Genomic DNA, 24,013 nt, shown 5'->3' with positions numbered 1-24,013 from the left:
TGCGGGACCTCTCCCGTGCCCCAGGGGCCGGATTTCGGCTGCGGTCGGTTGTCGGTGCGCGCCAGTAGGGTGGTTGGCATGGCCGACCCTTCCAGTTACCGACCCAAGCCGGGACAGGTCCCCGACTCCCCAGGGGTGTACAGATTCCGCGACGAGCACCGTCGGGTGATCTACGTCGGGAAGGCCAAGAGCCTGCGCCAGCGTCTGGCGAGCTACTTCCAGGACATCGCCGGCCTCCACCCGCGTACCGCCACCATGGTGACCACGGCCGCCTCCGTCGAGTGGACCGTGGTGTCCACCGAGGTCGAGGCGCTCCAGCTGGAGTACTCCTGGATCAAGGAGTACGACCCGCGGTTCAACGTCAAGTACCGCGACGACAAGAGCTACCCCTCCCTGGCCGTGACGCTGAACGAGACGTATCCGCGCGTCCAGGTCATGCGCGGGCCCAAGAAGAAGGGCGTGCGCTACTTCGGTCCGTACGGGCACGCCTGGGCCATCCGCGAGACCGTCGACCTGATGCTGCGGGTCTTCCCCGTGCGCACCTGCTCCGCCGGGGTGTTCAAGCGGTCCGCGCAGATCGGCCGGCCCTGCCTGCTCGGCTACATCGGCAAGTGCTCCGCGCCCTGCGTCGGCCGGGTCACCCCCGAGGAGCACCGCGAACTGGCCGAGGACTTCTGCGACTTCATGGCCGGCCGCACCGGCGCCTACCTCTCCCGGCTGGAGAAGGAGATGCACGAGGCGGCCGAGGAGATGGAGTACGAGAAGGCCGCCCGGCTGCGCGACGACATCGGGGCGCTGCGCCGGGCCATGGAGAAGAACGCCGTGGTGCTCGCCGACGCCACCGACGCCGACCTCGTCGCGGTCGCCGAGGACGAGCTCGAGGCCGCCGTGCAGATCTTCCACGTACGCGGCGGCCGGGTCCGCGGCCAGCGCGGCTGGGTCACCGACAAGGTCGAGGCCGTCGACACCGCCGGGCTGGTCGAGCACGCCCTCCAGCAGCTCTACGGGGAGGAGACCGGGGAGTCCGTCCCCAAGGAGGTGCTGGTCCCCGCGCTGCCCGAGGACACGCCCGCGCTGAGCCAGTGGCTCGCCGAGCGCCGGGGATCGCAGGTCAGCCTGCGCATCCCGCAGCGCGGCGACAAGAAGGCCCTCATGGAGACCGTCCACCGCAACGCGCAGCAGTCCCTCGCCCTGCACAAGACGAAGCGCGCCAGCGACCTCACCACCCGCTCCCGCGCCCTGGAGGAGATCGCCGAGGCCCTGGAGCTGGACAGCGCCCCGCTGCGCATCGAGTGCTTCGACATCTCGCACCTGCAGGGCGACGACGTGGTGGCCTCCATGGTCGTCTTCGAGGACGGGCTCGCCCGCAAGAGCGAGTACCGGCGCTTCCAGATCAAAGGTCGCGTCGGAGACACGCAAATCTGGCACGGCGAGGGGCAGGACGACGTCCGCTCCATGCACGAGGTGGTCTCCCGCCGCTTCCGCCGCTACCTCCAGGAGAAGCTGAAGACCGGCGAATGGGAGGCGGAGGAGGGAGAGGCGCCCGAGGACGACGGGCGGGCCAAGCGCTTCGCCTACCCGCCCCAGCTCGTCGTCGTCGACGGTGGACAGCCGCAGGTCGCCGCCGCCAAGCGGGCCCTGGAGGAGCTCGGGGTCGACGACGTGGCCGTGTGCGGCCTGGCCAAGCGGCTGGAGGAGGTCTGGCTGCCCGGGGAGGACGACCCGGTGGTGCTGCCCCGTACCAGCGAGGGCCTCTACCTGCTCCAGCGGGTGCGTGACGAAGCCCACCGCTTCGCCCTCCAGTACCAGCGCAACAAGCGCGGCAAGCGCCTGAAGGCGGGTCCGCTGGACGAGGTGCCCGGCCTCGGCGAGAGCCGCAAACTCGCCCTGGTCAAGCACTTCGGTTCGGTGAAGAAGCTCCGACAGGCGACAATCGACCAGATCTGCGAGGTCCCGGGCATAGGCCGCAAGACGGCCGAGGCCGTGGCCGTGGCCCTCGCCCGGTCGGTTCCCGCCGGTCCTGCCGTCAACATGGCCACAGGAGAGATCATTGAGGATGAGAACCCCGCCCAGCGGGTGGGGGCACCTCCCAGCGGTGGCTGGGAGACATCGTCCGAACGGGGGACCGAGCAATGACCGAGCACGAGACCGCGCACGACCGAGACGGAGCACAGGTGAGTACGGGCACGACAGCGGAGCCCGGAGAGACCGCCGAGGCGGCCATCCCCGAGCTGGTGATCATCTCCGGGATGTCCGGGGCCGGCCGCAGTACGGCGGCCAAGTGTCTGGAGGACCTCGGCTGGTTCGTCGTCGACAACCTGCCGCCGGCGCTGATCCCCACGATGGTGGAGCTCGGCGCCCGCTCCCAGGGCAACGTGGCGCGCATCGCCGTCGTGGTCGACGTCCGCGGCCGCCAGTTCTTCGACGCCCTGCGCGAGTCCCTCGCCGACCTCGACAGCCGCGGGGTCACCCGCCGCATCGTCTTCCTCGAGTCCTCCGACGACGCGCTGGTCCGCCGCTTCGAGTCCGTCCGCCGCCCGCACCCGCTCCAGGGCGACGGGCGCATCACCGACGGCATCGCCGCCGAGCGCGACCTGCTGCGCGAGCTGCGCGGCGACGCCGACCTGGTGATCGACACCTCCAGCCTGAACGTGCACGAGCTGCGCGCCAAGATGGACGCCCAGTTCGCCGGGGACGAGGAGCCCGAGCTGCGGGCCACCGTCATGTCCTTCGGCTACAAGTACGGCCTGCCCGTCGACGCCGACCTCGTGGTCGACTGCCGCTTCATCCCCAACCCGCACTGGGTGCCGGAGCTGCGCCCCTTCACCGGGCTGAACGAGGAGGTGTCGGGGTACGTCTTCAGCCAGCCCGGCGTGAAGGAGTTCCTCGACCGCTACACCGAGCTGCTCCAGCTCATCGCCACCGGCTACCGCCGCGAGGGCAAGCGGTACGTGACCATCGCGGTCGGCTGCACCGGCGGCAAGCACCGCAGCGTGGCCGTGTCCGAGAAGCTCGCCGCCCGCCTCGCCTCCGAGGGAGTCGAGACCGTCGTCGTCCACCGGGACATGGGGCGCGAGTGACCTCACGGACCCCGCGGCTGAGCCGCCTGCGCCGCCTGACCCCCGGACGGGGCGAGGACGGCGCGGGCCGCTCCGGCCGCCGGCGCGGCGCCACGCCCAAGGTGGTCGCACTGGGCGGTGGCCAGGGCCTGTCGGCCTCCCTCGCCGCCCTGCGCCGCATCACCGGTGACCTCACCGCCGTGGTCACCGTCGCCGACGACGGCGGCTCCAGCGGCCGGCTCCGCGAGGAGCTCGGCGTGCTGCCGCCCGGCGACCTGCGCAAGGCGCTGGCCGCGCTGTGCGGAGACGACGACTGGGGCCAGACCTGGGCCCGGGTCATCCAGCACCGCTTCCAGTCCCAGGGCGACCTGCACGGGCACGCCGTCGGCAACCTGCTGATCGTCGCCCTGTGGGAACAGCTCGGCGACCCCGTCCAGGCCCTCGACCTGGTGGGCAGACTGCTCGGCGCCCAGGGCCGGGTGCTGCCCATGTCCGCGGTGCCGCTGGAGCTCCAGGCCCTGGTCAAGGGGCACGATCCGGCCCGGCCCGAGGACGTGGACACCGTCCGCGGGCAGGCCACCGTCGCCCTGACCCCGGGCGAGGTGCACTCCGTACAGGTCGTGCCCGCCGACCCGCCGGCCGTGCCGGAGGCCGTCGCGGCGGTCCTGGACGCGGACTGGGTGGTGCTCGGTCCGGGGTCCTGGTTCTCCTCCGTCATCCCGCACCTGCTGGTGCCGCAACTGCTGGACGCGCTGGTCGAGACGAAGGCCCGCCGGGTGCTCTCGCTGAACCTCGCACCGCAGCCCGGCGAAACAGAGGGCTTCTCTCCGCAGCGTCATTTGGAGGTTTTGGCCCGACACGCCCCTAAACTCGCCCTGGACGTGGTGCTGGCCGACGAGGCCGCCGTGCCCGACCGCGAGTCCCTTGCCGATGCCGCAAAACGGTTCGGCGCGGCGGTCGAGCTGGCGCGCGTGGCCAGGGAAGACGGGTCTCCGAAGCATGATCCGGAGCTGCTCGCCGCCGCGTACGACCGTATTTTTCGGATGCATGGAAGGATCGGCCCATGGCGATGACGCCCGCGGTGAAGGATGAGATCTCCCGCCTCCCCGTCACCCGGACCTGCTGCAGGAAGGCGGAGGTCTCGGCGATCCTTCGGTTCGCGGGCGGCCTCCACCTGGTGAGCGGTCGCATCGTCATCGAGGCGGAGCTCGACACCGGGATCGCGGCCAGACGGCTGCGCAAGGACATCCTCGAGATCTTCGGCCACTCCTCGGACCTGGTGGTCATGGCTCCCGGCGGACTGCGCCGCGGCAGCCGCTACGTGGTCCGGGTCGTCGCCGGAGGCGACCAGCTGGCACGCCAGACCGGCCTCGTGGACGGCCGCGGCCGCCCCATCCGGGGTCTTCCCCCGCAGGTGGTCTCCGGGGCCACCTGCGACGCGGAGGCGGCCTGGCGCGGCGCCTTCCTGGCCCACGGCTCGCTGACCGAGCCGGGCCGGTCCTCCTCCCTGGAGGTCACCTGCCCCGGCCCGGAGGCCGCCCTGGCCCTGGTGGGCGCCGCCCGCAGGCTCTCCATCGCCGCCAAGGCGCGCGAGGTGCGCGGGGTCGACCGGGTCGTGGTCCGCGACGGCGACGCGATCGGCGCGCTGCTGACCCGTCTCGGCGCCCACGAGTCGGTGCTGGCCTGGGAGGAGCGGCGGATGCGGCGCGAAGTGCGTGCCACCGCCAACCGCCTGGCCAACTTCGACGACGCCAACCTGCGCCGCTCGGCGCGGGCCGCCGTGGCCGCCGGAGCCCGTGTGCAGCGCGCGCTGGAGATCCTCGGCGAGGAGGTCCCCGAGCACCTCGCCGCGGCGGGCCGGCTGCGCATGGAGCACAAGCAGGCCTCCCTCGAGGAGCTCGGCGCGCTCGCCGACCCGCCGCTGACCAAGGACGCGGTCGCCGGCCGGATCCGCCGTCTGCTGGCGATGGCCGACAAGCGGGCCCAGGACCTCGGAATCCCGGGCACCGAGTCCAACCTCGATCTCAGCGAGGAGATGGCCGACAACATGGCCGGCTGACCCGTCGGCTGACCTGGCCGTACCCACGCTGGAGGGGGTCTGCACGATCACTCGTGCGGGCCCCCTTCCCGTACCAGGCCCCATTGACATGGGCATGGACTGGTCGTGAGCCTTTCGTCCGGACACTTTCGTGGCAGACGACGCCCAGGGGGGCATATGAGGCACCGAGCGAGATCGACCCTCGCCGCAAGCGCACTCGTCATCGGCACCGCACTCGCCGCGCTACCCGTGGCGGCGCAGGCCCAGCCCGGATCCGGCACCGCCTCCGACGCCGCGGCCGACGCCGAGGTACGCGTCTACGACGCCGAGATCAGCAAGGAGCAGGTCCCGCTGGTCCTCGCCGCCGGCCAGGACGCGCACGAGCTGAGCGAACGCGCGCCGGAGAGCGGCACCGCCAAGGTCGAGCTCTTCCTCACCGGCGAGCAGGCGAAGAAGCTCGGGGCGCAGGGCGTCAAGCTCGCCGAACGCGAGGTAGCCGCAGAGGGACTCGCCCGCGCCGGAGCCGCCGGGGACGGGGTGTTCCGCCCGTACAGCGGCAAGGGCGGACTCCAGGAGGAGATCCTGCGGACCGCCCGGCAGAACCCGGCGCTCACCAAGGCCGTCTCCATCGGCAAGACCGTCCAGGGCAAGGACATCCTCGCCCTCAAGGTCACCAAGAACGCCGGGAAGACCAAGGACGGCGCCAAGCCGGCCGTGCTCTACATGTCCAACCAGCACGCCCGCGAGTGGATCACCCCGGAGATGACCCGGCGGCTGATGCACCACACCGTCGACAACTACGGCAAGGACCCGCAGATCACCAAGCTGGTGGACTCCACCGAGCTGTGGTTCCTGCTCACGGCCAACCCCGACGGGTACGACTACACGCACGCCCCCGGCGGCGAGCGGCTGTGGCGCAAGAACATGCGCGACAACAACGGCGACGGCAAGCACACCGCCGTCGACGGCGTCGACCTCAACCGCAACTTCGCCTACAAGTGGGGCTACGACAACGAGGGTTCCTCGCCCAGCCCGTCGAGCGAGACCTACCGCGGCACCAAGGCCGGCTCCGAGCCCGAGACCGCCGCCCTCGACGCCTTCCAGAAGCGCATCGGCTTCGAGTACGCCATCAACTACCACTCCGCCGCCGAGCTGCTGCTCTACGGCGTGGGCTGGCAGGTGGCCACCTCCACCCCCGACGACGTCGCCTACAAGGCGCTCGCCGGCACCCCGGAGAACCCCGCCGTCCCGGGCTACTACCCGCAGGTGTCCTCCGAGCTCTACACCACCAACGGCGAGGCCGACGGCCACGCCGCCAACGTCAACGGCATCATGATGTTCACGCCGGAGATGACCACCTGCCAGACGGCCTCCGCGAGCGACCCGAACGACCGGTGGAGGCCCGAGGACTGCGCCTCCGGCTTCAACTTCCCGGACGACGAGAAGCTCATCCAGGCGGAGTTCGCCAAGAACATCCCCTTCGCCCTGTCGGTCGGCGAGAGCGCCGCGCACCCGGACCGTCCGGCGTCCGTCGTCGGCCTGAGCGCCGCCGACTTCACCCCGGACCCCTTCACCACCTCCTACGCGGCCCGCGGCGAGGACCAGACGGTCTCCGTCACGGCGCGCAAGGCGCTGAAGGACAAGGAGCTGCAGTACCGGATCAACGGCGGCCGTACGCACGACGAGGACCTCGAGCCCTGGAAGGGCGGCGAGGTCTACGGCGGCGAGGACAACAACTGGTTCGACGAGTACCGGGCCGAGGTGGACGGCACGAAGCCCGGCGACAAGGTCGAGGTCTGGTTCACCGGCCGCGACGGCTCCGGCAAGCGGGTCTCCAGCGAGCACTTCACGTACACGGTGGCCGAGCGGCCGCGCGCGGACGTGCTGGTGATCGCGGAGGAGGGCGCCACGGCACAGCACGCCCAGAGCTACGTCGACGCCCTGCGCGCCAACGGCAGGTCCGCGGCGGTCTGGGACGTCGCCGCCCAGGGGGCGCCGCACCCGCTCGGGGTGCTCTCCCACTTCCGTACGGCTCTCCACTACACCGGCGCGGTCACCCCGGGCGGGGACACCCAGCTGGCGGTCCGCGACTTCCTGAACGAGGGCGGCAAACTGATCGAGGCCGGTGAGCTGGCGGGCGGCAACGCCCAGGTCGGCCCCGCCGTGACCGACGACTTCAGCCAGTACTGGCTCGGCGCCTACGGCCGTACGAGCGTCAGCGGCGCCACCGGCTTCACCGGCGCCGGGGCCCTGAACGGGGCCAAGGGCGGGCTCGGCGACGCCGCGGGCAACCCCCTCGACGCCCCCGGCTCCTACATGGTGACCTCCGAGACCCTGGCGCCCGCGCAGTTCCCGCAGTTCAAGAGCGCGCAGGCCGGCCAGTTCGGCGGGGTCGTCAATCCGTTCGCCCCCTACGACGGCAGCCAGATGGCCTCCGCCCTCCACGAGGACGACGACTGGAAGCGGCTGACCCGCACGATCGACCTCACCAAGGTCTCCGCCGCGGACAAGCCGCAGCTGAAGCTCGCCATGAGCTGGAACGTCGAGCAGGGCTACGACCATGCCGCGCTGGAGGCCCGTACCGCCGGCGGGGACGACTGGACCACCCTCCCGGACACGGGCGGCCTGAGCAGCACCACCGTTCCCGAGGACTGCGGAGCCGGGTTCTTCGTCAACGGCCACCCGTTCCTGCGCCACTACCTCACCCTGGAGGCCGGAGCCTGCGCGGCGAAGGGCACCAGCGGGGCGTGGAACAGCTTCACGGGGTCCTCGGGCGGCTGGAAGCAGGTCTCCTTCGACCTGAGCGCGTACGCGGGCAAGACCGTCGAGGTCTCGCTCTCCTACATCACCGACGGGGGCTCGGGCGGCCGCGGAGTCTTCGCGGACGGGGCACGCCTGAACGTGGGCGGCGCCGACCAGGCCGTCGAGGGCTTCGAGACCTCGTTCGGCGACTGGACCGCCCAGGGCGCACCTGCCGGAAGCCCCGAAGTTCCGGGCGATTGGTCCCGGTCGGGGGAGCTGTTCAAGTCCTACGCGGCGGTGACAACGCGTGACACCGTCCTGTTGGGCTTCGGCCTGGAGCACGTGCCGGCGGCGGCTGACCGTGCCGTACTCGTCGGTAAGGCGCTGCGTGCGCTGAACCGCTGATCAGGGGCCCTCCAGGGGCTCACGCTGCGTAACGGGGGAGAAAGCCCCCGAGGTCCCGTGCCGAGCAATCGGTACGGGGCCTCGGGGCGTGTCAGGCTCCGGCCGATGTCACTCAAAAGCTCACGGAGAGGTAGGGTCGTAAGCGGTCGGGGACATCCCATACAGCTCGCCGGCGCACTTACCGGCGCACCAACGAGGAGATCGGTTCGTGACGATCCGCGTAGGCATCAACGGTTTTGGCCGAATTGGCCGCAACTACTTCCGGGCGCTCCTTGAGCAGGGAGCGGACATCGAGATCGTCGGTGTCAACGACCTGACTGACAACGCCACCCTGGTGCACCTGCTCAAGTACGACACCATCCTGGGCCGCCTCAAGGCCGAGGTCTCCCACACCGACGACACCATCACCGTCGGCGGCAACACCTTCAAGACCTTCGCCGAGCGCGACCCCGCGAACCTCCCCTGGGGTGAACTGGGCGCCGACATCGTCATCGAGTCGACCGGCATCTTCACGAAGAAGGCCGACGCCGCCAAGCACCTTGCCGCCGGCGCGAAGAAGGTCCTCATCTCGGCTCCGGCCAAGGACGAGGACATCACGATCGTGATGGGTGTCAACCAGGACAAGTACGACGCGGCCGGTCACCACGTCATCTCCAACGCCTCCTGCACCACCAACTGCGTGGCGCCGATGGCCAAGGTCCTCCTGGAGAACTTCGGCATCGTCAAGGGCATGATGACGACGGTCCACGCCTACACGAACGACCAGCGCATCCTGGACTTCCCGCACTCGGACCTGCGCCGCGCCCGCGCCGCCGCCGAGAACATCATCCCGACCACCACCGGTGCCGCCAAGGCCACCGCGCTGGTGATCCCGGAGCTGGCGGGCAAGCTCGACGGCATCGCGATGCGCGTCCCGGTCCCCACCGGCTCCGTGACCGACCTGGTCATCGAGCTGGAGCGCGAGGTGACCAAGGACGAGGTCAACACCGCGTTCCAGAAGGCCGCCGAGGGCCAGCTGAAGGGCATCCTCGACTACACCGAGGACGCGATCGTCTCTTCCGACATCGTGAACTGGCCGGCCTCCTGCACCTTCGACTCCTCCCTGACCATGGTCCAGGGCAAGAGCGTCAAGGTCGTCGGCTGGTACGACAACGAGTGGGGCTACTCCAACCGTCTCGTGGACCTTACGGTCTTCGTCGGTGGCCAGCTCTAAGGTCACCCGGTTCTAAGGTAGGCACCACGATGTGAGCACAGGGTCCGGGCTGCGCGACGAAGCGCCGCACGGGCCCTGTCGCTTGTCTCGTTCTCCCTTCCTCGCCCTTCGCGAGAAGGGCTCAAAGGAGTAGAAACACATGAAGACGATCGACGAACTGCTCGCCGAGGGCGTCAAGGGCAAGCGGGTCTTCGTCCGCGCCGACCTCAACGTCCCGCTCGCCCAGGGCAGCATCACCGACGACGGCCGCATCCGCGCCGTCCAGCCCACGATCGCGAAGCTCGCCGCCTCCGGCGCCCGCGTCATCGTGGCCTCGCACCTGGGCCGCCCCAAGGGTGCCCCGGACCCGGCCTTCTCGCTCGCCCCGGCGGCCCGGCGCCTCGGCGAACTGCTCGGTGCGGACGTCGCGTTCGCCACCGACACCGTCGGCGCCTCCGCCAAGGCGACCGTCGAGGCCCTCGCCGACGGCCAGGTGGCCGTCATCGAGAACCTGCGCTTCAACCCCGGTGAGACGGCGAAGGACGACACCGAGCGCGGCGCCTTCGCCGACCAGCTCGCGGAGCTCGCCGACCTCTACGTCGGCGACGGCTTCGGCGCCGTCCACCGCAAGCACGCCTCGGTGTTCGACCTCCCCGCGCGCCTCCCGCACGCGGCCGGCTACCTCATCGCCACCGAGGTCGGCGTCCTGAAGAAGCTGACCGACGAGGTCAAGCGCCCCTACGTGGTCGTCCTCGGCGGCGCCAAGGTCTCCGACAAGCTCGCCGTCATCGACGAGCTGCTCGGCAAGGCCGACCGCATCCTCATCGGCGGCGGCATGGCGTACACCTTCCTCAAGGCGCTCGGCCACGAGGTCGGCATCTCCCTCCTCCAGGAGGACCAGATCCCGAAGGTGACCGAGTACATGCAGCGCGCGAAGGACACCGGCGTCGAGCTGGTCCTCCCGGTCGACGTGCTCGTCTCGACGGACTTCCCCGACCTCAAGGGCAAGACCCCGGCCGTCTTCGAGACGGTCGACGCGGACGGCATCCCGTCCGACAAGGAGGGCCTGGACATCGGCCCCAAGACGCGCGAGCTGTACGCGTCCAAGATCGCCGACGCCGAGACCGTGTTCTGGAACGGCCCGGTCGGCGTCTTCGAGCACCCGGACTACGCGGGCGGCACCACCGCCATCGCGCAGGCCCTGGTCGACAGCAACGCCTTCACCGTCGTCGGCGGCGGCGACTCGGCCGCGGCCGTGCGTACGCTCGGCTTCGACGAGAAGGCTTTCGGCCACATTTCCACCGGTGGCGGCGCCTCCCTCGAATACCTCGAGGGCAAGACGCTCCCCGGCCTCGCCGCCCTGGAGGGCTGACCCGTAATGACCGCAGTTGACAACGGCCGTACCCCGCTGATGGCGGGCAACTGGAAGATGAACCTCAACCACCTCGAGGCCATCGCCCACGTCCAGAAGCTCGCCTTCGCACTCGCCGACAAGGACTACGACGCCGTCGAGGTCGCGGTCCTGCCGCCCTTCGTCGACCTCCGCTCGGTCCAGACCCTGGTCGACGGCGACAAGCTGAAGATCAAGTACGGCGCCCAGGACATCTCCGCGCAGGACGCCGGCGCCTACACCGGCGAGATCTCCGGCTCGATGCTGGCGAAGCTGAAGTGCACGTACGTGGCCGTCGGCCACAGCGAGCGCCGCCAGTACCACAACGAGAGCGACGAGCTCTGCAACGCCAAGGTCAAGGCCGCCTACCGGCACGGGATCACCCCGATCCTGTGCGTCGGCGAGGGCCTGGAGATCCGCAAGGCCGGCCAGCAGGTCCAGTACACGCTGAACCAGGTCGACGGCGGCCTCAAGGACATCCCGGCGGAGCAGGCCGAGTCCATCGTGATCGCGTACGAGCCCGTCTGGGCCATCGGCACCGGCGAGGTCGCCACCCCCGAGGACGCCCAGGAGGTCTGCGGGGCGATCCGCGGCCGTCTCGCGGAGCTGTACTCGCAGGAGCTGGCCGACAAGGTCCGCATCCAGTACGGCGGCTCGGTGAAGTCCGGGAACATCGCGGCGATCATGGCCCAGCCCGACGTCGACGGCGCCCTGGTCGGCGGCGCGGCGCTGGACGCTGACGAGTTCGTCAGGATCGTCCGCTTCCGCGACCAGTAACCCGCCACCCGGCCGCTGCGCGGCCGGGGCAGCAAGTATGCGGTAGGGCGGATCCGTCGTACCCTTGCGGGGGCCAGCGGGCTGAACACCAGCCACTGGCCCCCGCGCGCACATCCCGCACCGCCGGAAAGCCAGAAAAGCCAGAAAGTAGGAATCAGCCGTGATTATGGGGTTCTCGATCGCCCTGATCGTCTTCAGCGCCCTGCTGATGCTGCTCGTGCTGATGCACAAGGGCAAGGGCGGCGGCCTTTCCGACATGTTCGGCGGTGGAATGCAGTCGTCGGTCGGCGGCTCCTCCGTCGCCGAGCGGAACCTGGACCGCATCACCGTCGTGGTCGGTCTGCTGTGGTTCGCCTGCATCCTCGCGCTCGGCCTCCTGATGAAGGCGAGCAGCTGACCGTTCTGGCCATCCGGCAGTCCGGTCGGCGGAGCCCGGCCTATCATGAGGTCCTGCACCCTGGTTGCGGAACGAGCTATTCTGCTCCCCGCACCTGAGGGGGATGATCCCTCCGCACGCTGAACGTGAGGTGGGCTTGACGTACCCGGGGTGCCTTGAGCAGACATACCTCATGCTTGGCGGCACCATCACGCAGGGGAGTTACGACCGTGGCAAGTGGCAACGCGATCCGTGGTAGCCGGGTCGGAGCGGGGCCGATGGGTGAGGCCGAGCGCGGCGAGTCCGCGCCCCGCCTGCGCATCTCCTTCTGGTGCTCGAACGGGCACGAGACGCAGCCGAGCTTCGCCAGCGACGCGCAGGTGCCGGACACCTGGGACTGCCCGCGCTGCGGGTTCCCGGCCGGCCAGGACCGGGACAACCCGCCGGCGCCGCCGCGCACCGAGCCGTACAAGACGCACCTGGCGTACGTACGGGAGCGGCGCACGGACGCCGACGGCGAGGCGATCCTCGCCGAGGCCCTCGCCAAGCTCCGCGGCGAGATCTGAGCGACTCGCGCCATGTGACCTGAGGCCCGGCCCCGTTGGAGACATCTCCAACGGGGCCGGGCTCTTTGTGTGCGTTGGTCCCCTTCGGATCCCTTAAGTTGGTGATCGGCGGGGCACGACAGGACGGAAGAAGTGGGTTGATGTCCGAGATGAACGCAGACAGTCGTACGAAGCTCAACCGGATGCCGGAGTGGCTGGCACTCGGCAAGCACCGGGAGGAGTTCGGGCAGACGCATCTGCGGGAGCTGTTCGAGGAGAATCCGGGCCGGGGCGCCGGCTACACCCTGCGGGTCGGGGACCTGCACATCGACTACTCGAAGCACCTCGTGACCGACGAGACGCTGACGCTGCTGCGCGAACTGGCCGCGGCGGCGGGCGTGGCCGAGCTGCGCGAGGCGATGTTCCGCGGCGAGAAGATCAACACGACCGAGGACCGGGCGGTCCTGCACACCGCCCTGCGCGCGCCCGCGGACGCCGTCGTCGAGGTCGACGGGGAGAACGTCGTCCCCGCGGTGCACGCCGTCCTGGACAAGATGGCGGCCTTCTCCGGCCGCGTCAGGTCGGGGGAGTGGACCGGCTCCACCGGCAAGCGCATCAGGAACGTCGTCAACATCGGCATCGGCGGCTCCGACCTGGGTCCCGCGATGGCCTACGAGGCCCTGCGGGCCTTCACCGACCGCAGTCTGACGGTGCGTTTCGTGTCCAACGTGGACGGCGCCGACCTGCACGAGGCCGTGCGGGACCTGGACCCGGCCGAGACGCTGTTCATCATCGCCTCCAAGACCTTCACCACCATCGAGACCATCACGAACGCCACTTCGGCGCGCGAGTGGCTGCTGGCGGGGCTGGGCGGCGGACAGGAGGCCGTCGCACGGCACTTCGTGGCGCTGTCGACCAACGCCGAGAAGGTCACCGACTTCGGCATCGATCCGGCCAACATGTTCGAGTTCTGGGACTGGGTCGGCGGCCGCTACTCCTTCGACTCGGCCATCGGGCTCTCGCTGATGATCGCGATCGGCCCGGACGCCTTCCGGGAGATGCTGGGCGGCTTCCACGCCATGGACCGGCACTTCCGCACCGCGCCGCCGGAGGAGAACGCCCCGCTGCTGCTGGGCCTGTTGGGCATCTGGTACGGGGCCTTCTTCGACGCGCAGGCGCACGCGGTGCTCCCGTACAGCCACTACCTCTCCCGGTTCACCGCCTACTTGCAGCAGCTGGACATGGAGTCCAACGGCAAGTCGGTGGACCGCCAGGGCAATCCGGTGGAATGGCAGACGGGCCCGGTGGTGTGGGGCACCCCCGGCACCAACGGGCAGCACGCCTACTACCAGCTGATCCACCAGGGGACGAAGGTGATCCCCGCGGACTTCATCGGGTTCGCGCGCCCGGTGGCCGAGCTGGAGCCCTCGTTCGCGGCCCAGCACGACCTCCTGATGGCGAACTTCTTCGCGCAGACCCAGGCGCTGGCCTTCGGCAAGACGGCGCAGGAGGTGCGGGCGGAGGGCGCCCCGGATGAGCTGGTCCCGCACAAGACGTTCCGGGGGAACCACCCGACGACCACCATCCTGGCCCCCGAGCTCACCCCGGCGGTCCTGGGGCAGCTGATCGCCCTGTACGAGCACAAGGTGTTCGTCCAGGGCGCGGTGTGGAACATCGACTCCTTCGACCAGTGGGGCGTGGAGCTCGGCAAGGTCCTCGCGAAGCGGGTGGAGCCTGCGCTGACCGAGGGCGCGGACGTCCCCGGCCTGGACGCGTCGACGAAGGCGCTGGTGGCCGCGTACCGGGAGCTGCGCGGGCGCGGCTGACCAACGGCCGCCCGGCGTCAGCGCCCGGCGTTCGCCGCCCAGCACAAGGGCCCGCTCTCCCGGGGAGAGCGGGCCCTTCGCGCTGCCGGGGTCAGGAAGCGGCCGGCGGATACATCCCGCTCGGCAGCTTGGCGGCGGCCGCGCGGTCCAGGAGCCACAGGGTGCGGAAGAGGCCGTGGGCCGCCGCTGCCGGGGCCTGGACCCCGCCCGCGCCGCCGAGGGCGATGGACACCGCGCCGGCCTTGTCCTCGCCCGCGGCCAGCAGCCAGACCTCGCGGGCCGCCCGGATGGCCGGGAGGGTCAGCGAGATCCGGGTGGGCGGGGGCTTGGGGGCGCCGTGCACGCCGACCACGGTGCGCTCGGCCTCGCGGGTCGCCGGGTGCTCCGGGAAGAGCGAGGCCACGTGGGTGTCCGGGCCGACGCCCAGCATCAGCACGTCGAAGCGGGGGACCGGACCGTGGTCCTCCGGTCCGGCCGCCTTCGCCAGCTCCGCCGCGTACGAGGCCGCCGCCGCGTCCACGTCGGTCCCGTACGGGCCGTCCGAGGCCGGCATGACGTGCACGCGGGCCGGGTCCACCGGGACGGAGTCCAGCAGGGCCTCACGGGCCTGGGTGTGGTTGCGCTCGGGGTCGTCGGCCGGGACGTAGCGCTCGTCGCCCCACCACAGGTCGAGCCGGGACCAGTCGATGGCGTCCTTGGCCGGGGCGGCGGCCAGCGCCGCGAGGAGGCCGTTGCCGTTGCGGCCGCCGGTGAGGACCACGGACGCCGTGCCGCGGGCCGTCTGCGCGTCCACGATCTTCGTGATGAGCCGGGCGGCCGTGGCCTGGGCCATCAGCTCCTTGTCCCGGTGGACGACGACCTGGGGAGTCGTCATACCCATGTGCTGCCGCCTTCGTTGGGAGTGCGGATGGGGGTGCGGCTGGTGCCGTGCCGCTGCGCGGAGCCGTTCCCCACCCCGCCCCGCGCCGCAAACGCCGGCGAGGCTGAATCTTTCAGCCCGTCCGGCGTTTGAGGACCGGGGTCTGGGGCGGAGCCCCGGCTACTTGGCCGCGGCCTTCTTGGCCGGCTTGGGGGCCGGCTTCGGGGCGGCGTCCGCCTCGGGCTTGGCCGGAGCCGGGGCTTCGGGCTTGGCCGGGGCTTCCGGGTCCGCGGGCTGCAGCTTGACGACGCCGAACTTCAGCGAGGCCTCGTACGTGTTGTCCGGGTCCAGGCGGCGGAGTTCCTCCGCCAGCAGCTCGGCCGTGTCGCGGCGCTTCAGCGCCACCGCCCGGTCCGGCTGGCCCGGCATGCACAGCGTGGCCAGCGCCCCGTCCGCCCGGTCCAGGACGATCGCGCCGTCCTTGGTCTCCAGGCGTACGGCCGTCAGGCCCGGCCCCTGTGACGGCGTGCGCCGCACGGGCACCTGCAGCCGGTCCGCCAGCCACATGGCCAGCAGCTCGCAGCTCGGGTTGTCCGACTCGCCCTCCACGGTCGCCGAGGAGACCGACAGGGTCTGCTGGTCCAGCGCCGCCGCCAGCATCGAGCGCCACGGGGTGATCCGGGTCCACGCGAGGTCCGTGTCACCGGGTGCGTAGGCCGCGGCGCGGGCGGCGAGCGCCCCGAGCGGGTCCTCGCAGGAGTACGTGTCCGTGATCCGGCGCTGGCCCAGCGCACCCAGCGGGTCGCCCGCCAGGTCCGCGGGAGCACCGTCCGGCCACCAGACGACCACGGGGGCGTCCGGCAGCAGAAGGGGGAGAACCACCGACTGGGCGTGGTCGACCAGTTCGCCGTGAAGGCGGAGCACGACCGTCTCGCCGGTGCCGGAGTCCGCCCCGACACGGACTTCCGCGTCGAGACGGGCATCGCGGCGGCTGCGCGGCGAGCGGCTGACCCGCTTGATGACGACGACGATCCGCGAGGGGTGTTCGTGGGACGCGTCGTTCGCCGACTTGAGCGCGTCGTACGCGTTCTCCTCGTCGGTCACGATCACCAGCGTGAGGACCATGCCGATGGCGGGCGTGCCGATGTCCCGGCGCGCCTTCACCAGTGCGGCGTTGATCTTGCTGGAGTTGGTCTCCGTGAGGTCGATCTTCATGGCCGGCGCCAGCTCCGTCCGTCTCGTGCGAGCATCTCGTCCGCCTCGACCGGCCCCCAGGTGCCCGCCGGGTACTGCGCGGGCTTGCCGTGCTTGTCCCAGTACTCCTCGATCGGGTCGAGGATGTTCCAGGAGAGTTCGACCTCCTGGTGACGCGGGAAGAGGTTCGCGTCGCCCAGCAGGACGTCCAGGATGAGCCGCTCGTAGGCCTCGGGGCTCGACTCCGTGAAGGACTCGCCGTACGCGAAGTCCATCGTGACGTCCCGGACCTCCATGGAGGTGCCGGGGACCTTGGAGCCGAAGCGGACCGTGACGCCCTCGTCCGGCTGGACCCGGATGACCAGGGCGTTCTGCCCCAGCTCCTCGGTCGCGCCCGACTCGAACGGCAGGTACGGGGCCCGCTTGAAGACCACCGCGATCTCGGTCACCCGGCGGCCCAGGCGCTTGCCCGTCCGCAGGTAGAACGGGACGCCCGCCCAGCGGCGGTTGTTGATCTCCAGGCGGATGGCCGCGTAGGTGTCGGTCTTCGACTTGGGGTCGATGCCGTCCTCTTCGAGGTACCCGACGACCTTCTCGCCGCCCTGCCACGCCGCCGCGTACTGGCCGCGCACGGTGTGCTTGCCCAGGTCCTCCGGCAGCTGCACGGCGGTCAGCACCTTGAGCTTCTCCGCCACCAGCGCCTTGGGGTGGAAGGAGCCGGGCTCCTCCATCGCGGTCAGCGCGAGCAGCTGGAGCAGGTGGTTCTGGATGACGTCACGGGCCGCGCCGATGCCGTCGTAGTACCCGGCCCGGCCGCCGATGCCGATGTCCTCGGCCATGGTGATCTGGACGTGGTCGACGTACGACCGGTTCCAGATCGGCTCGAACATGGTGTTGGCGAAGCGGAGCGCCAGGATGTTCTGGACGGTCTCCTTGCCGAGGTAGTGGTCGATCCGGAAGACCTCGTCACGGGGGAAGACCTCGTGGACGACCTTGTTGAGCTCCTCGGCGCTCTTCAGGTTGTGACCGAAGGGCTTCTCGATGACGGCGCGCCGCCAGGAGCCCTCCTTCTGCGCCAGACCGTGGTCCTTGAGCTGCTGGACCACCTTGGGGAAGAACTTCGGCGGGACCGACAGGTAGAAGGCGAAGTTGCCGCCCGTGCCCTGCGCCTTGTCGAGGTCCTCGATCGTGGCCTTCAGGGTCTCGAAGGCCGCGTCGTCGTCGAAGTTGCCCTGCACGAACCGGCAGCCCTGCACCAGCTGCTGCCAGACCTCCTCGCGGAACGGCGTGCGCGAGTGCTCCTTGACAGCCTCGTACACCTCCTGGGCGAAGTCCTCGTGCTCCCACTCGCGGCGGGCGAACCCGATCAGCGAGAAGCCCGGCGGGAGCAGGCCGCGGTTGGCCAGGTCGTAGACGGCAGGCATCAGCTTCTTGCGCGACAGGTCACCCGTAACGCCGAAAATGACCAGGCCGGACGGCCCCGCGATGCGCGGGAGCCGCCGGTCCTGTGCGTCACGAAGCGGGTTCGCTCCGTTCACAGACAAGGTGTTCAGGCCTCCGTGGGGGCGAGGCGCTCAAGCTCCGCCTCGGTCGACTTCAGCAGGTCGTTCCAGGACGCCTCGAACTTCTCGACGCCCTCGTCCTCGAGCAGCTGCACCACATCGTCGTACGAGATGCCCAGCTTCGCGACCGCGTCGAGCTCGGCCCGGGCCTGCTCGTAGGTGCCGCGCACGGTGTCACCCGTGATGTTGCCGTGGTCCGCGGTGGCCTCCAGGGTGGCCTCCGGCATGGTGTTCACCGTGTTCGGGGCGACCAGGTCGTCCACGTACAGGGTGTCCTTGTACGCCGGGTCCTTGACGCCCGTCGAGGCCCACAGCGCGCGCTGCTTGTTGGCGCCGACCCGCTCCAGGGCGGTCCAGCGGTCCGAGGAGAAGACCTCCTCGTAGGCCTCGTAGGCCAGACGGGCGTTGGCGAGCGCCGCCTTGCCCTTGAGGGCCTTGGCCTCGTCGGTGCCGACGGCGTCCAGGCGCTTGTCGATCTCGCTGTCCACGCGGGACACGAAGAAGGAGGCGACCGAGTGGATCAGGGACAGGTCCAGGCCCGCGGCCTTGGCCTTCTCCAGGCCCGCCAGGTACGCGTCCATGACCTCGCGGTAGCGCTCCAGCGAGAAGATCAGCGTGACGTTGACGCTGATGCCCTTGCCGATGACCTCGGTGATCGCCGGCAGGCCGGCCTTGGTCGCCGGGATCTTGATGAGCGTGTTGGGGCGGTCCACCAGCCAGGCCAGCTGCTTGGCCTCGGCGATGGTCGCCGCGGTCTGGTGGGCCAGGCGCGGGTCGACCTCGATGGACACGCGGCCGTCCTGGCCGTCGGTGCGGTCGTAGACCGGGCGCAGGATGTCGGCGGCGTCGCGGACGTCCGCCGTCGTGATCATGCGCAGGGCCTCGTCGACGGTGACCTTGCGGGTCGCGAGGTCGGTGAGCTGCTGCTCGTAGCCCTCACCGCCGCTGATGGCCTTCTGGAAGATCGCCGGGTTGGTGGTGACACCGACCACGTGCGACTCGTCGATGAGTTCGGCCAGGTTGCCGGACGTGATGCGCTTGCGGGACAGGTCGTCCAGCCAGATCGCCACGCCCTCGTCGGAGAGGCGCTTGAGTGCGTCTGTCATGGGAAATGCATCTCCTACTGGTCTTGTACGGGCGTCAGCGCGCGGCGGCGGCGAGGGAGGCCTTGGCGGCGGCGGTCACGGCCTCGGGGGTGAAGCCGAACTCGCGGAAGAGGACCTTCGCGTCGGCCGAGGCACCGAAGTGCTCCAGGGACACGATCCGGCCGGCGTCGCCGACGTAGCGGTGCCAGGTCAGGCCGATGCCGGCCTCGACCGCGACGCGGGCCTTCACCGAGGAGGGCAGGACGCTGTCCTTGTAGTCCTGGTCCTGCTCCTCGAACCACTCGACGGACGGCATCGAGACGACCCGGGTGGGGATGCCCTCGGCCTGGAGCTGCTCGCGGGCCTCGACGGCCAGGTGCACCTCGGAGCCGGTGCCGATGAGGACGACCTGGGCCGGACCCCCCTCGGCCTCGAACATCACGTAACCGCCCTTGGCGGCGTCCTCGTTGCGCTCGTAGGTCGGCACGCCCTGGCGGGTCAGCGCCAGACCGTGCGGGGCGCCCTTGCCGAACACCTTGGTGTGGCGCCGCAGGATCTCGCGCCAGGCGATGGCGGTCTCGTTGGCGTCGGCCGGGCGGACGACGTTCAGGCCCGGGATGGCGCGCAGCGAGGCGAGGTGCTCGATCGGCTGGTGGGTCGGGCCGTCCTCGCCGAGACCGATGGAGTCGTGGGTCCACACGTAGGTGACCGGCACGTGCATCAGCGCGGAGAGGCGGACGGCGTTGCGCATGTAGTCGGAGAACACCAGGAAGGTGCCGCCGTAGATGCGGGTGTGGCCGTGCAGGGCGATGCCGTTCATGGCCGCGGCCATGGCGTGCTCGCGGATGCCGAAGTGGATGGTGCGGCCGTACGGGTCGGCCTCCGGCAGCGGGTTGCCCACCGGCAGGAACGAGGATTCCTTGTCGATGGTGGTGTTGTTGGAGCCGGCCAGGTCGGCCGAGCCGCCCCACAGCTCCGGGATGACCGCGCCGAGGGCCTGGAGCACCTTGCCGGAGGCGGCGCGGGTGGCGACGCCCTTGCCGGCCTCGAAGGACGGGAGCTCGTCCTCCCAGCCCGCGGGCAGCTCGTTGGCGTTGATGCGGTCGAACTCTGCGGCGCGCTCCGGGTTCGCGGTGCGCCAGGCGGAGAAGTCCTTCTCCCACGCGGCCTTGGCCTCGCGGCCGCGGTCCAGCGCCTTGCGGGTGTGGGCGATGACCTCGTCGGAGACCTCGAAGGTCTGCTCCGGGTCGAAGCCGAGGACGCGCTTGGTGGCGGCGACCTCGTCGTCACCGAGGGCCGAGCCGTGCGAGGCCTCGGTGCCCTGGGCGTGGGGGGCCGGCCAGGCGATGATCGAGCGGGCCGCGATGAAGGACGGGCGCCCGGTCTCGGCCTTGGCCGCCTGCAGCGCCGCGTACAGCGCCTTCGGGTCGAGGTCGCCGTTCTCCTGCTGCGCGACGCGCTGGACGTGCCAGCCGTACGACTCGTACCGCTTGAGGGTGTCCTCGGAGACGGCCGTCTCGGTGTCGCCCTCGATGGAGATGTGGTTGTCGTCCCACAGCAGCACCAGGTTGCCGAGCTTCTGGTGGCCCGCCAGCGCGGACGCCTCGTGGGAGATGCCCTCCTGGAGGCAGCCGTCGCCCGCGATCACGTAGATCATGTGGTCGAACGGGGAGGTGCCCTGGGCGGCCTCCGGGTCGAACAGGCCGCGCTCGTAGCGGGCGGCCATGGCCATGCCCACCGCGTTGGCGATGCCCTGGCCCAGCGGGCCGGTGGTGGTCTCCACGCCGGCCGTGTGGCCGTACTCCGGGTGGCCCGGGGTCTTGGAGCCCCAGGTGCGGAACGCCTTGAGGTCGTCCAGCTCCAGGCCGAAGCCGCCCAGGTACAGCTGCGTGTACAGGGTGAGGGACGAGTGCCCCGCGGAGAGCACGAAGCGGTCGCGGCCCACCCACTCGGGGTCCGCCGGGTCGTGCCGCATCACCTTCTGGAAGAGGGTGTACGCGGCGGGGGCCAGGCTCATCGCCGTACCGGGGTGGCCGTTCCCGACCTTCTGGACCGCGTCAGCGGCCAGAACGCGGGCGGTGTCGACGGCCCGCTGGTCCAGTTCGGTCCACTCGAGCTCTGTGGTGGTCGGCTTGGTGCTCACCGTGGGTCAGGGCTCCTCTCCACATGTCTGTTCCCGGTGACGGACGGTCGCACCGGCGCGATTCCGAGCCTACCCCCGCAACGGCGTGCAGCTATTCGAGTGTCCGTAGTCAGTCACCTTGCCGTCACCGGGTCGTCAGCTCCGTTCGGACCAACACGACGCGACCCCCGCGCAGGGCGACGTATGACCAACGTCTACAGTGGCGTGGTACGTGCAAGCCCTTGCGGTGCTTGCTGGTTTCTCTCTCAGGGGTGTGCGTGACGGCCGTCGAATCCCGTCCAGCGGGGGTGCTCGCGACGAGCGCCGGTCACCGGCCGTTCGGGGCCCGGGCCATGGCTTTCGTGGCATTGACCAAGCCGCGGATCATCGAACTTCTGCTGATCACCACAGTGCCGGTGATGTTCCTCGCCGAGCAGGGCGTGCCGTCGCTGTGGCTGGTCCTCGCGACCTGCTTCGGCGGCTACCTGTCCGCGGGCGGCGCCAACGCGCTGAACATGTACATCGACCGCGACATCGACGCCTTGATGGACCGGACCTCGCAGCGCCCGCTGGTGACCGGCATGGTCAGCCCGCGCGAGTGCCTGGCCTTCGGCATCACGCTCGCCGTGGTCTCCACGCTGTTCTTCGGCCTGCTGGTGAACTGGCTGTCGGCCGCGCTCGCGCTCGGCGCGCTCCTCTTCTACGTCGTGGTCTACACGATGCTGTTGAAGCGGCGCACCGCCCAGAACATCGTCTGGGGCGGCATCGCGGGCTGCATGCCGGTGCTCATCGGCTGGTCCGCCGTCAAGAACGAGGTCTCCTGGGCCGCGGTCATCCTCTTCCTCGTCATCTTCTTCTGGACGCCGCCGCACTACTGGCCGCTGTCGATGAAGGTGAAGGACGACTACGCGCGCGTCGGCGTGCCGATGCTGCCGGTCGTGGCGGGCAACCAGGCCGTCGCCCGCCAGATCGTCCTCTACAGCTGGGTGATGGTGGCGGTGTCGCTGCTGCTGACCCCGCTGGGGTACACCGGGTGGTTCTACACGGCGGTCGCGCTGGTCTCCGGCGGCTGGTGGCTGTGGGAGGCGCACGCGCTGCACGCACGGGCCAAGGCCGGGGTGACGGGCGGCAAGCTCAAGGAGATGCGCCTGTTCCACTGGTCGATCACCTACGTGTCGCTGCTGTTCGTGGCGGTGGCCGTGGATCCCTTCCTCCGCTGATTACTCACCGGTAGCATGCTGTTCATGGCAGACACCGCAGACACCACCGCAGCGACCGCGGACAAGAAGCAGGACCGAACGGCGGCGAAGCTCGCCAAGCAGATCGGCGCGTTCGCCAAGCAGCACGGCGGCGCCGAGGGCCACATCGCCCACATCGGCCAGGCCGGCACGCGGATCGTGCTCGTCGGCAAGGACGGCGAGTGGGGCGACCTGGTGGCCCCGGCCTTCGCGGTGGCACGGCTGGCCGCCGAGAAGGCCGCGCTGACCCTCCACGAGGAGTTCGACGGGGAGTTCGCCGCGAGCGTGCGCACCGGCCCGTACGAGTGGACCCGGATGGCGGGCATCCAGCTCGGCGGACCGGCGAACCCGGCGGCCTGACGCTCCTGCGGCCTCCGCCCGCGGGACGGGACGGCCCCTGGGTGGCCGCTCGGTCAACAGCGCGAGCAACACCTCACACCCCGCTCACCCGTTAGGACGTGTGGAAGCCCCTTCCTCACGTCCGCAACGGGATGCCCGGATGATCGAAACGCCGCCCCTGGTGGACCAGTACTGCCACGGAGTCCTCCGTACCGAGCTGGGCCTGGGCACCTTCGAGGCCCAGCTGGTCCCCTCCGCCGGCCCGCCCGCCGCGGGCACCACCTTCTTCGACACGCAGACCGGTTTCGCGGTGCGCCGCTGGTGCCCGCCGCTGCTCGGGCTGGAGCCGTACGCCGCCCCCGCCCGCTACCTCGCCCGCCGGCGCGAGCTGGGCGCCGCCGAGACCGCGCGGCTGCTGCTGCGGGGCTCCGGGATCGCCGCCCACGTGGTCGACACGGGCGTGGCCGGGGACCTGACCGACCCCAAGGAGCTGGCCCTCGCGGGGGACGCCGAGGCCTTTGAGACGGTCCGGCTGGAACTGCTGGCCGAGCAGGTCGCCGACACCTCCGGGACCGTGGCCGCCTTCCTCGCCAATCTCGCCGAGGCCGTGCACCACGCCGCCACCGGGGCCGTGGCCTTCACCTGCGGCGCCGCCGTCGACCACGGCTCCCTGCTGGCCGGGGCGCCCGAGCCGCCCGATCCCGGCGAGGTGCGCGGGGCGGCCGGGCGGTGGCTGGACCGGCGGGCCAGGGGCGGGGTCGTGCGCGACCCCGTACTGCTGCGGCACCTGGTGTGGAGCGCTGTCGCGTCGGGGCTGCCGCTGCAGCTGCACACCGGAGCGGGTGACCCGGCGCCGCTGGCCGGATTCGTACGGGCCACCGCGGGGCTCGGTACGCGAGTGGTCCTGCTCGGCGGGTACCCGTACCACCGCCAGACGGCGCAGCTGGCCGCCGCCCACCCGCACGTCTACGCCGACGCCGGCGCGGCGCTCGGGCAGACCGGGGCGCGGGCGGCGGGGGTCCTGGCCGAGCTGCTGGAGCTCGCGCCGTTCGGGAAGCTGCTGTTCTCCAGCGGCGGGCGGCAGCTGCCCGAGCTGCACGCGGTGGGCGCCCTGGTGTTCCGGGAGGCGCTGGGCCGGGTGCTGGGCGGCTGGGTCGCCGACGGGGCATGGTCCTGGAAGGACGCGGGCCGGGTCGCCGCCATGGTCGCGGCGGGCAATGCCCGCCGCGTCTACCGGCTGGACGAGCGCGGGTGAGCCCCGCGG

At 70.9% G+C, this 24,013-nt stretch carries 19 protein-coding genes; 14 read left to right on the top strand and 5 right to left on the bottom strand.

The window, feature by feature from the left end:
* Positions 1-78: 78 nt before the first annotated feature.
* The 11 genes from uvrC (at position 79) to pgi (ending at position 14,350) form a co-directional block, all read left to right on the top strand.
* The gene (uvrC, locus tag ACZ6I1_RS21220) at positions 79-2,136 is read left to right on the top strand and encodes an excinuclease ABC subunit UvrC (RefSeq protein ID WP_469289344.1); all 2,058 of its coding nucleotides are present in this window, start codon (positions 79-81) and stop codon (positions 2,134-2,136) included.
* Positions 2,133-3,080, top strand: a complete 948-nt coding sequence (gene rapZ, locus ACZ6I1_RS21215; protein WP_446593687.1) for an RNase adapter RapZ — start codon at positions 2,133-2,135, stop codon at positions 3,078-3,080. The genes uvrC and rapZ overlap by 4 nt, the downstream gene beginning before the upstream one ends.
* Entirely contained in the window at positions 3,077-4,132 is a 1,056-nt protein-coding gene (locus tag ACZ6I1_RS21210) for a gluconeogenesis factor YvcK family protein (RefSeq protein ID WP_469289341.1), read from the top strand. The genes rapZ and ACZ6I1_RS21210 overlap by 4 nt, the downstream gene beginning before the upstream one ends.
* A complete protein-coding gene (whiA, locus tag ACZ6I1_RS21205) occupies positions 4,123-5,118 on the top strand; it encodes a DNA-binding protein WhiA (RefSeq protein WP_030009075.1) in 996 nt (331 codons plus the stop codon). The genes ACZ6I1_RS21210 and whiA overlap by 10 nt, the downstream gene beginning before the upstream one ends.
* A gap of 156 nt (positions 5,119-5,274) precedes the next feature.
* Positions 5,275-8,244, top strand: coding sequence for a M14 family metallopeptidase (locus tag ACZ6I1_RS21200; protein WP_469289339.1), 2,970 nt, complete (start codon positions 5,275-5,277; stop codon positions 8,242-8,244).
* 208 nt (positions 8,245-8,452) lie between these two features.
* Positions 8,453-9,457: a type I glyceraldehyde-3-phosphate dehydrogenase gene (gene gap / locus ACZ6I1_RS21195; RefSeq protein ID WP_469289338.1), complete on the top strand. Its 1,005-nt coding sequence runs from the start codon at positions 8,453-8,455 to the stop codon at positions 9,455-9,457.
* A gap of 139 nt (positions 9,458-9,596) precedes the next feature.
* The gene (locus ACZ6I1_RS21190) at positions 9,597-10,808 is read left to right on the top strand and encodes a phosphoglycerate kinase (RefSeq protein ID WP_469289336.1); all 1,212 of its coding nucleotides are present in this window, start codon (positions 9,597-9,599) and stop codon (positions 10,806-10,808) included.
* Positions 10,809-10,814: 6 nt separating this feature from the next.
* Positions 10,815-11,603: a triose-phosphate isomerase gene (gene tpiA, locus ACZ6I1_RS21185; protein WP_469289334.1), complete on the top strand. Its 789-nt coding sequence runs from the start codon at positions 10,815-10,817 to the stop codon at positions 11,601-11,603.
* 166 nt (positions 11,604-11,769) lie between these two features.
* Positions 11,770-12,000 carry a preprotein translocase subunit SecG gene (secG, locus tag ACZ6I1_RS21180; protein ID WP_355410494.1) on the top strand — a complete coding sequence of 77 codons (231 nt, stop codon included), beginning with the start codon at positions 11,770-11,772 and terminating at the stop codon, positions 11,998-12,000.
* Between the two features lie 257 nt (positions 12,001-12,257).
* Entirely contained in the window at positions 12,258-12,545 is a 288-nt protein-coding gene (locus tag ACZ6I1_RS21175) for an RNA polymerase-binding protein RbpA (RefSeq protein ID WP_030197743.1), read from the top strand.
* Between the two features lie 149 nt (positions 12,546-12,694).
* On the top strand, positions 12,695-14,350 hold the full coding sequence (gene pgi, locus ACZ6I1_RS21170; RefSeq protein ID WP_469289418.1) for a glucose-6-phosphate isomerase: 1,656 nt from the start codon (positions 12,695-12,697) through the stop codon (positions 14,348-14,350).
* A gap of 91 nt (positions 14,351-14,441) precedes the next feature.
* Here pgi and pgl read toward each other — a convergent pair whose 3' ends face one another.
* From pgl to tkt, 5 genes are all read right to left on the bottom strand, one after another.
* Entirely contained in the window at positions 14,442-15,224 is a 783-nt protein-coding gene (gene pgl, locus ACZ6I1_RS21165) for a 6-phosphogluconolactonase (RefSeq protein WP_469289331.1), read from the bottom strand.
* Between the two features lie 165 nt (positions 15,225-15,389).
* Positions 15,390-16,424 carry a glucose-6-phosphate dehydrogenase assembly protein OpcA gene (gene opcA / locus ACZ6I1_RS21160; RefSeq protein WP_469289329.1) on the bottom strand — a complete coding sequence of 345 codons (1,035 nt, stop codon included), beginning with the start codon at positions 16,422-16,424 and terminating at the stop codon, positions 15,390-15,392.
* Positions 16,421-17,947 carry a glucose-6-phosphate dehydrogenase gene (gene zwf, locus ACZ6I1_RS21155; RefSeq protein WP_469289327.1) on the bottom strand — a complete coding sequence of 509 codons (1,527 nt, stop codon included), beginning with the start codon at positions 17,945-17,947 and terminating at the stop codon, positions 16,421-16,423. The genes opcA and zwf overlap by 4 nt, the downstream gene beginning before the upstream one ends.
* A 5-nt stretch (positions 17,948-17,952) precedes the next feature.
* The gene (gene tal / locus ACZ6I1_RS21150) at positions 17,953-19,071 is read right to left on the bottom strand and encodes a transaldolase (RefSeq protein WP_469289325.1); all 1,119 of its coding nucleotides are present in this window, start codon (positions 19,069-19,071) and stop codon (positions 17,953-17,955) included.
* Positions 19,072-19,105: 34 nt separating this feature from the next.
* Positions 19,106-21,193 carry a transketolase gene (gene tkt, locus ACZ6I1_RS21145; RefSeq protein ID WP_469289323.1) on the bottom strand — a complete coding sequence of 696 codons (2,088 nt, stop codon included), beginning with the start codon at positions 21,191-21,193 and terminating at the stop codon, positions 19,106-19,108.
* A gap of 257 nt (positions 21,194-21,450) precedes the next feature.
* On the opposite strand from tkt, the gene ACZ6I1_RS21140 reads away from it, so the two are divergent.
* From ACZ6I1_RS21140 to ACZ6I1_RS21130, 3 genes are all read left to right on the top strand, one after another.
* Positions 21,451-22,392 (top strand): heme o synthase, encoded by a 942-nt coding sequence (locus tag ACZ6I1_RS21140; RefSeq protein WP_469289321.1) that lies wholly within the window; start codon positions 21,451-21,453, stop codon positions 22,390-22,392.
* A gap of 24 nt (positions 22,393-22,416) precedes the next feature.
* Positions 22,417-22,770, top strand: coding sequence for a hypothetical protein (locus tag ACZ6I1_RS21135; protein ID WP_469289320.1), 354 nt, complete (start codon positions 22,417-22,419; stop codon positions 22,768-22,770).
* Between the two features lie 139 nt (positions 22,771-22,909).
* On the top strand, positions 22,910-24,004 hold the full coding sequence (locus ACZ6I1_RS21130; RefSeq protein ID WP_469289318.1) for an amidohydrolase family protein: 1,095 nt from the start codon (positions 22,910-22,912) through the stop codon (positions 24,002-24,004).
* The last annotated feature ends 9 nt before the right edge of the window (positions 24,005-24,013 follow it).

The sequence above is a fragment of the Streptomyces sp. NPDC046303 genome, from assembly GCF_055588085.1.
Note: the sequence above shows the minus strand (reverse complement) of the source record. Positions and strands in the feature narration are given on the sequence as shown.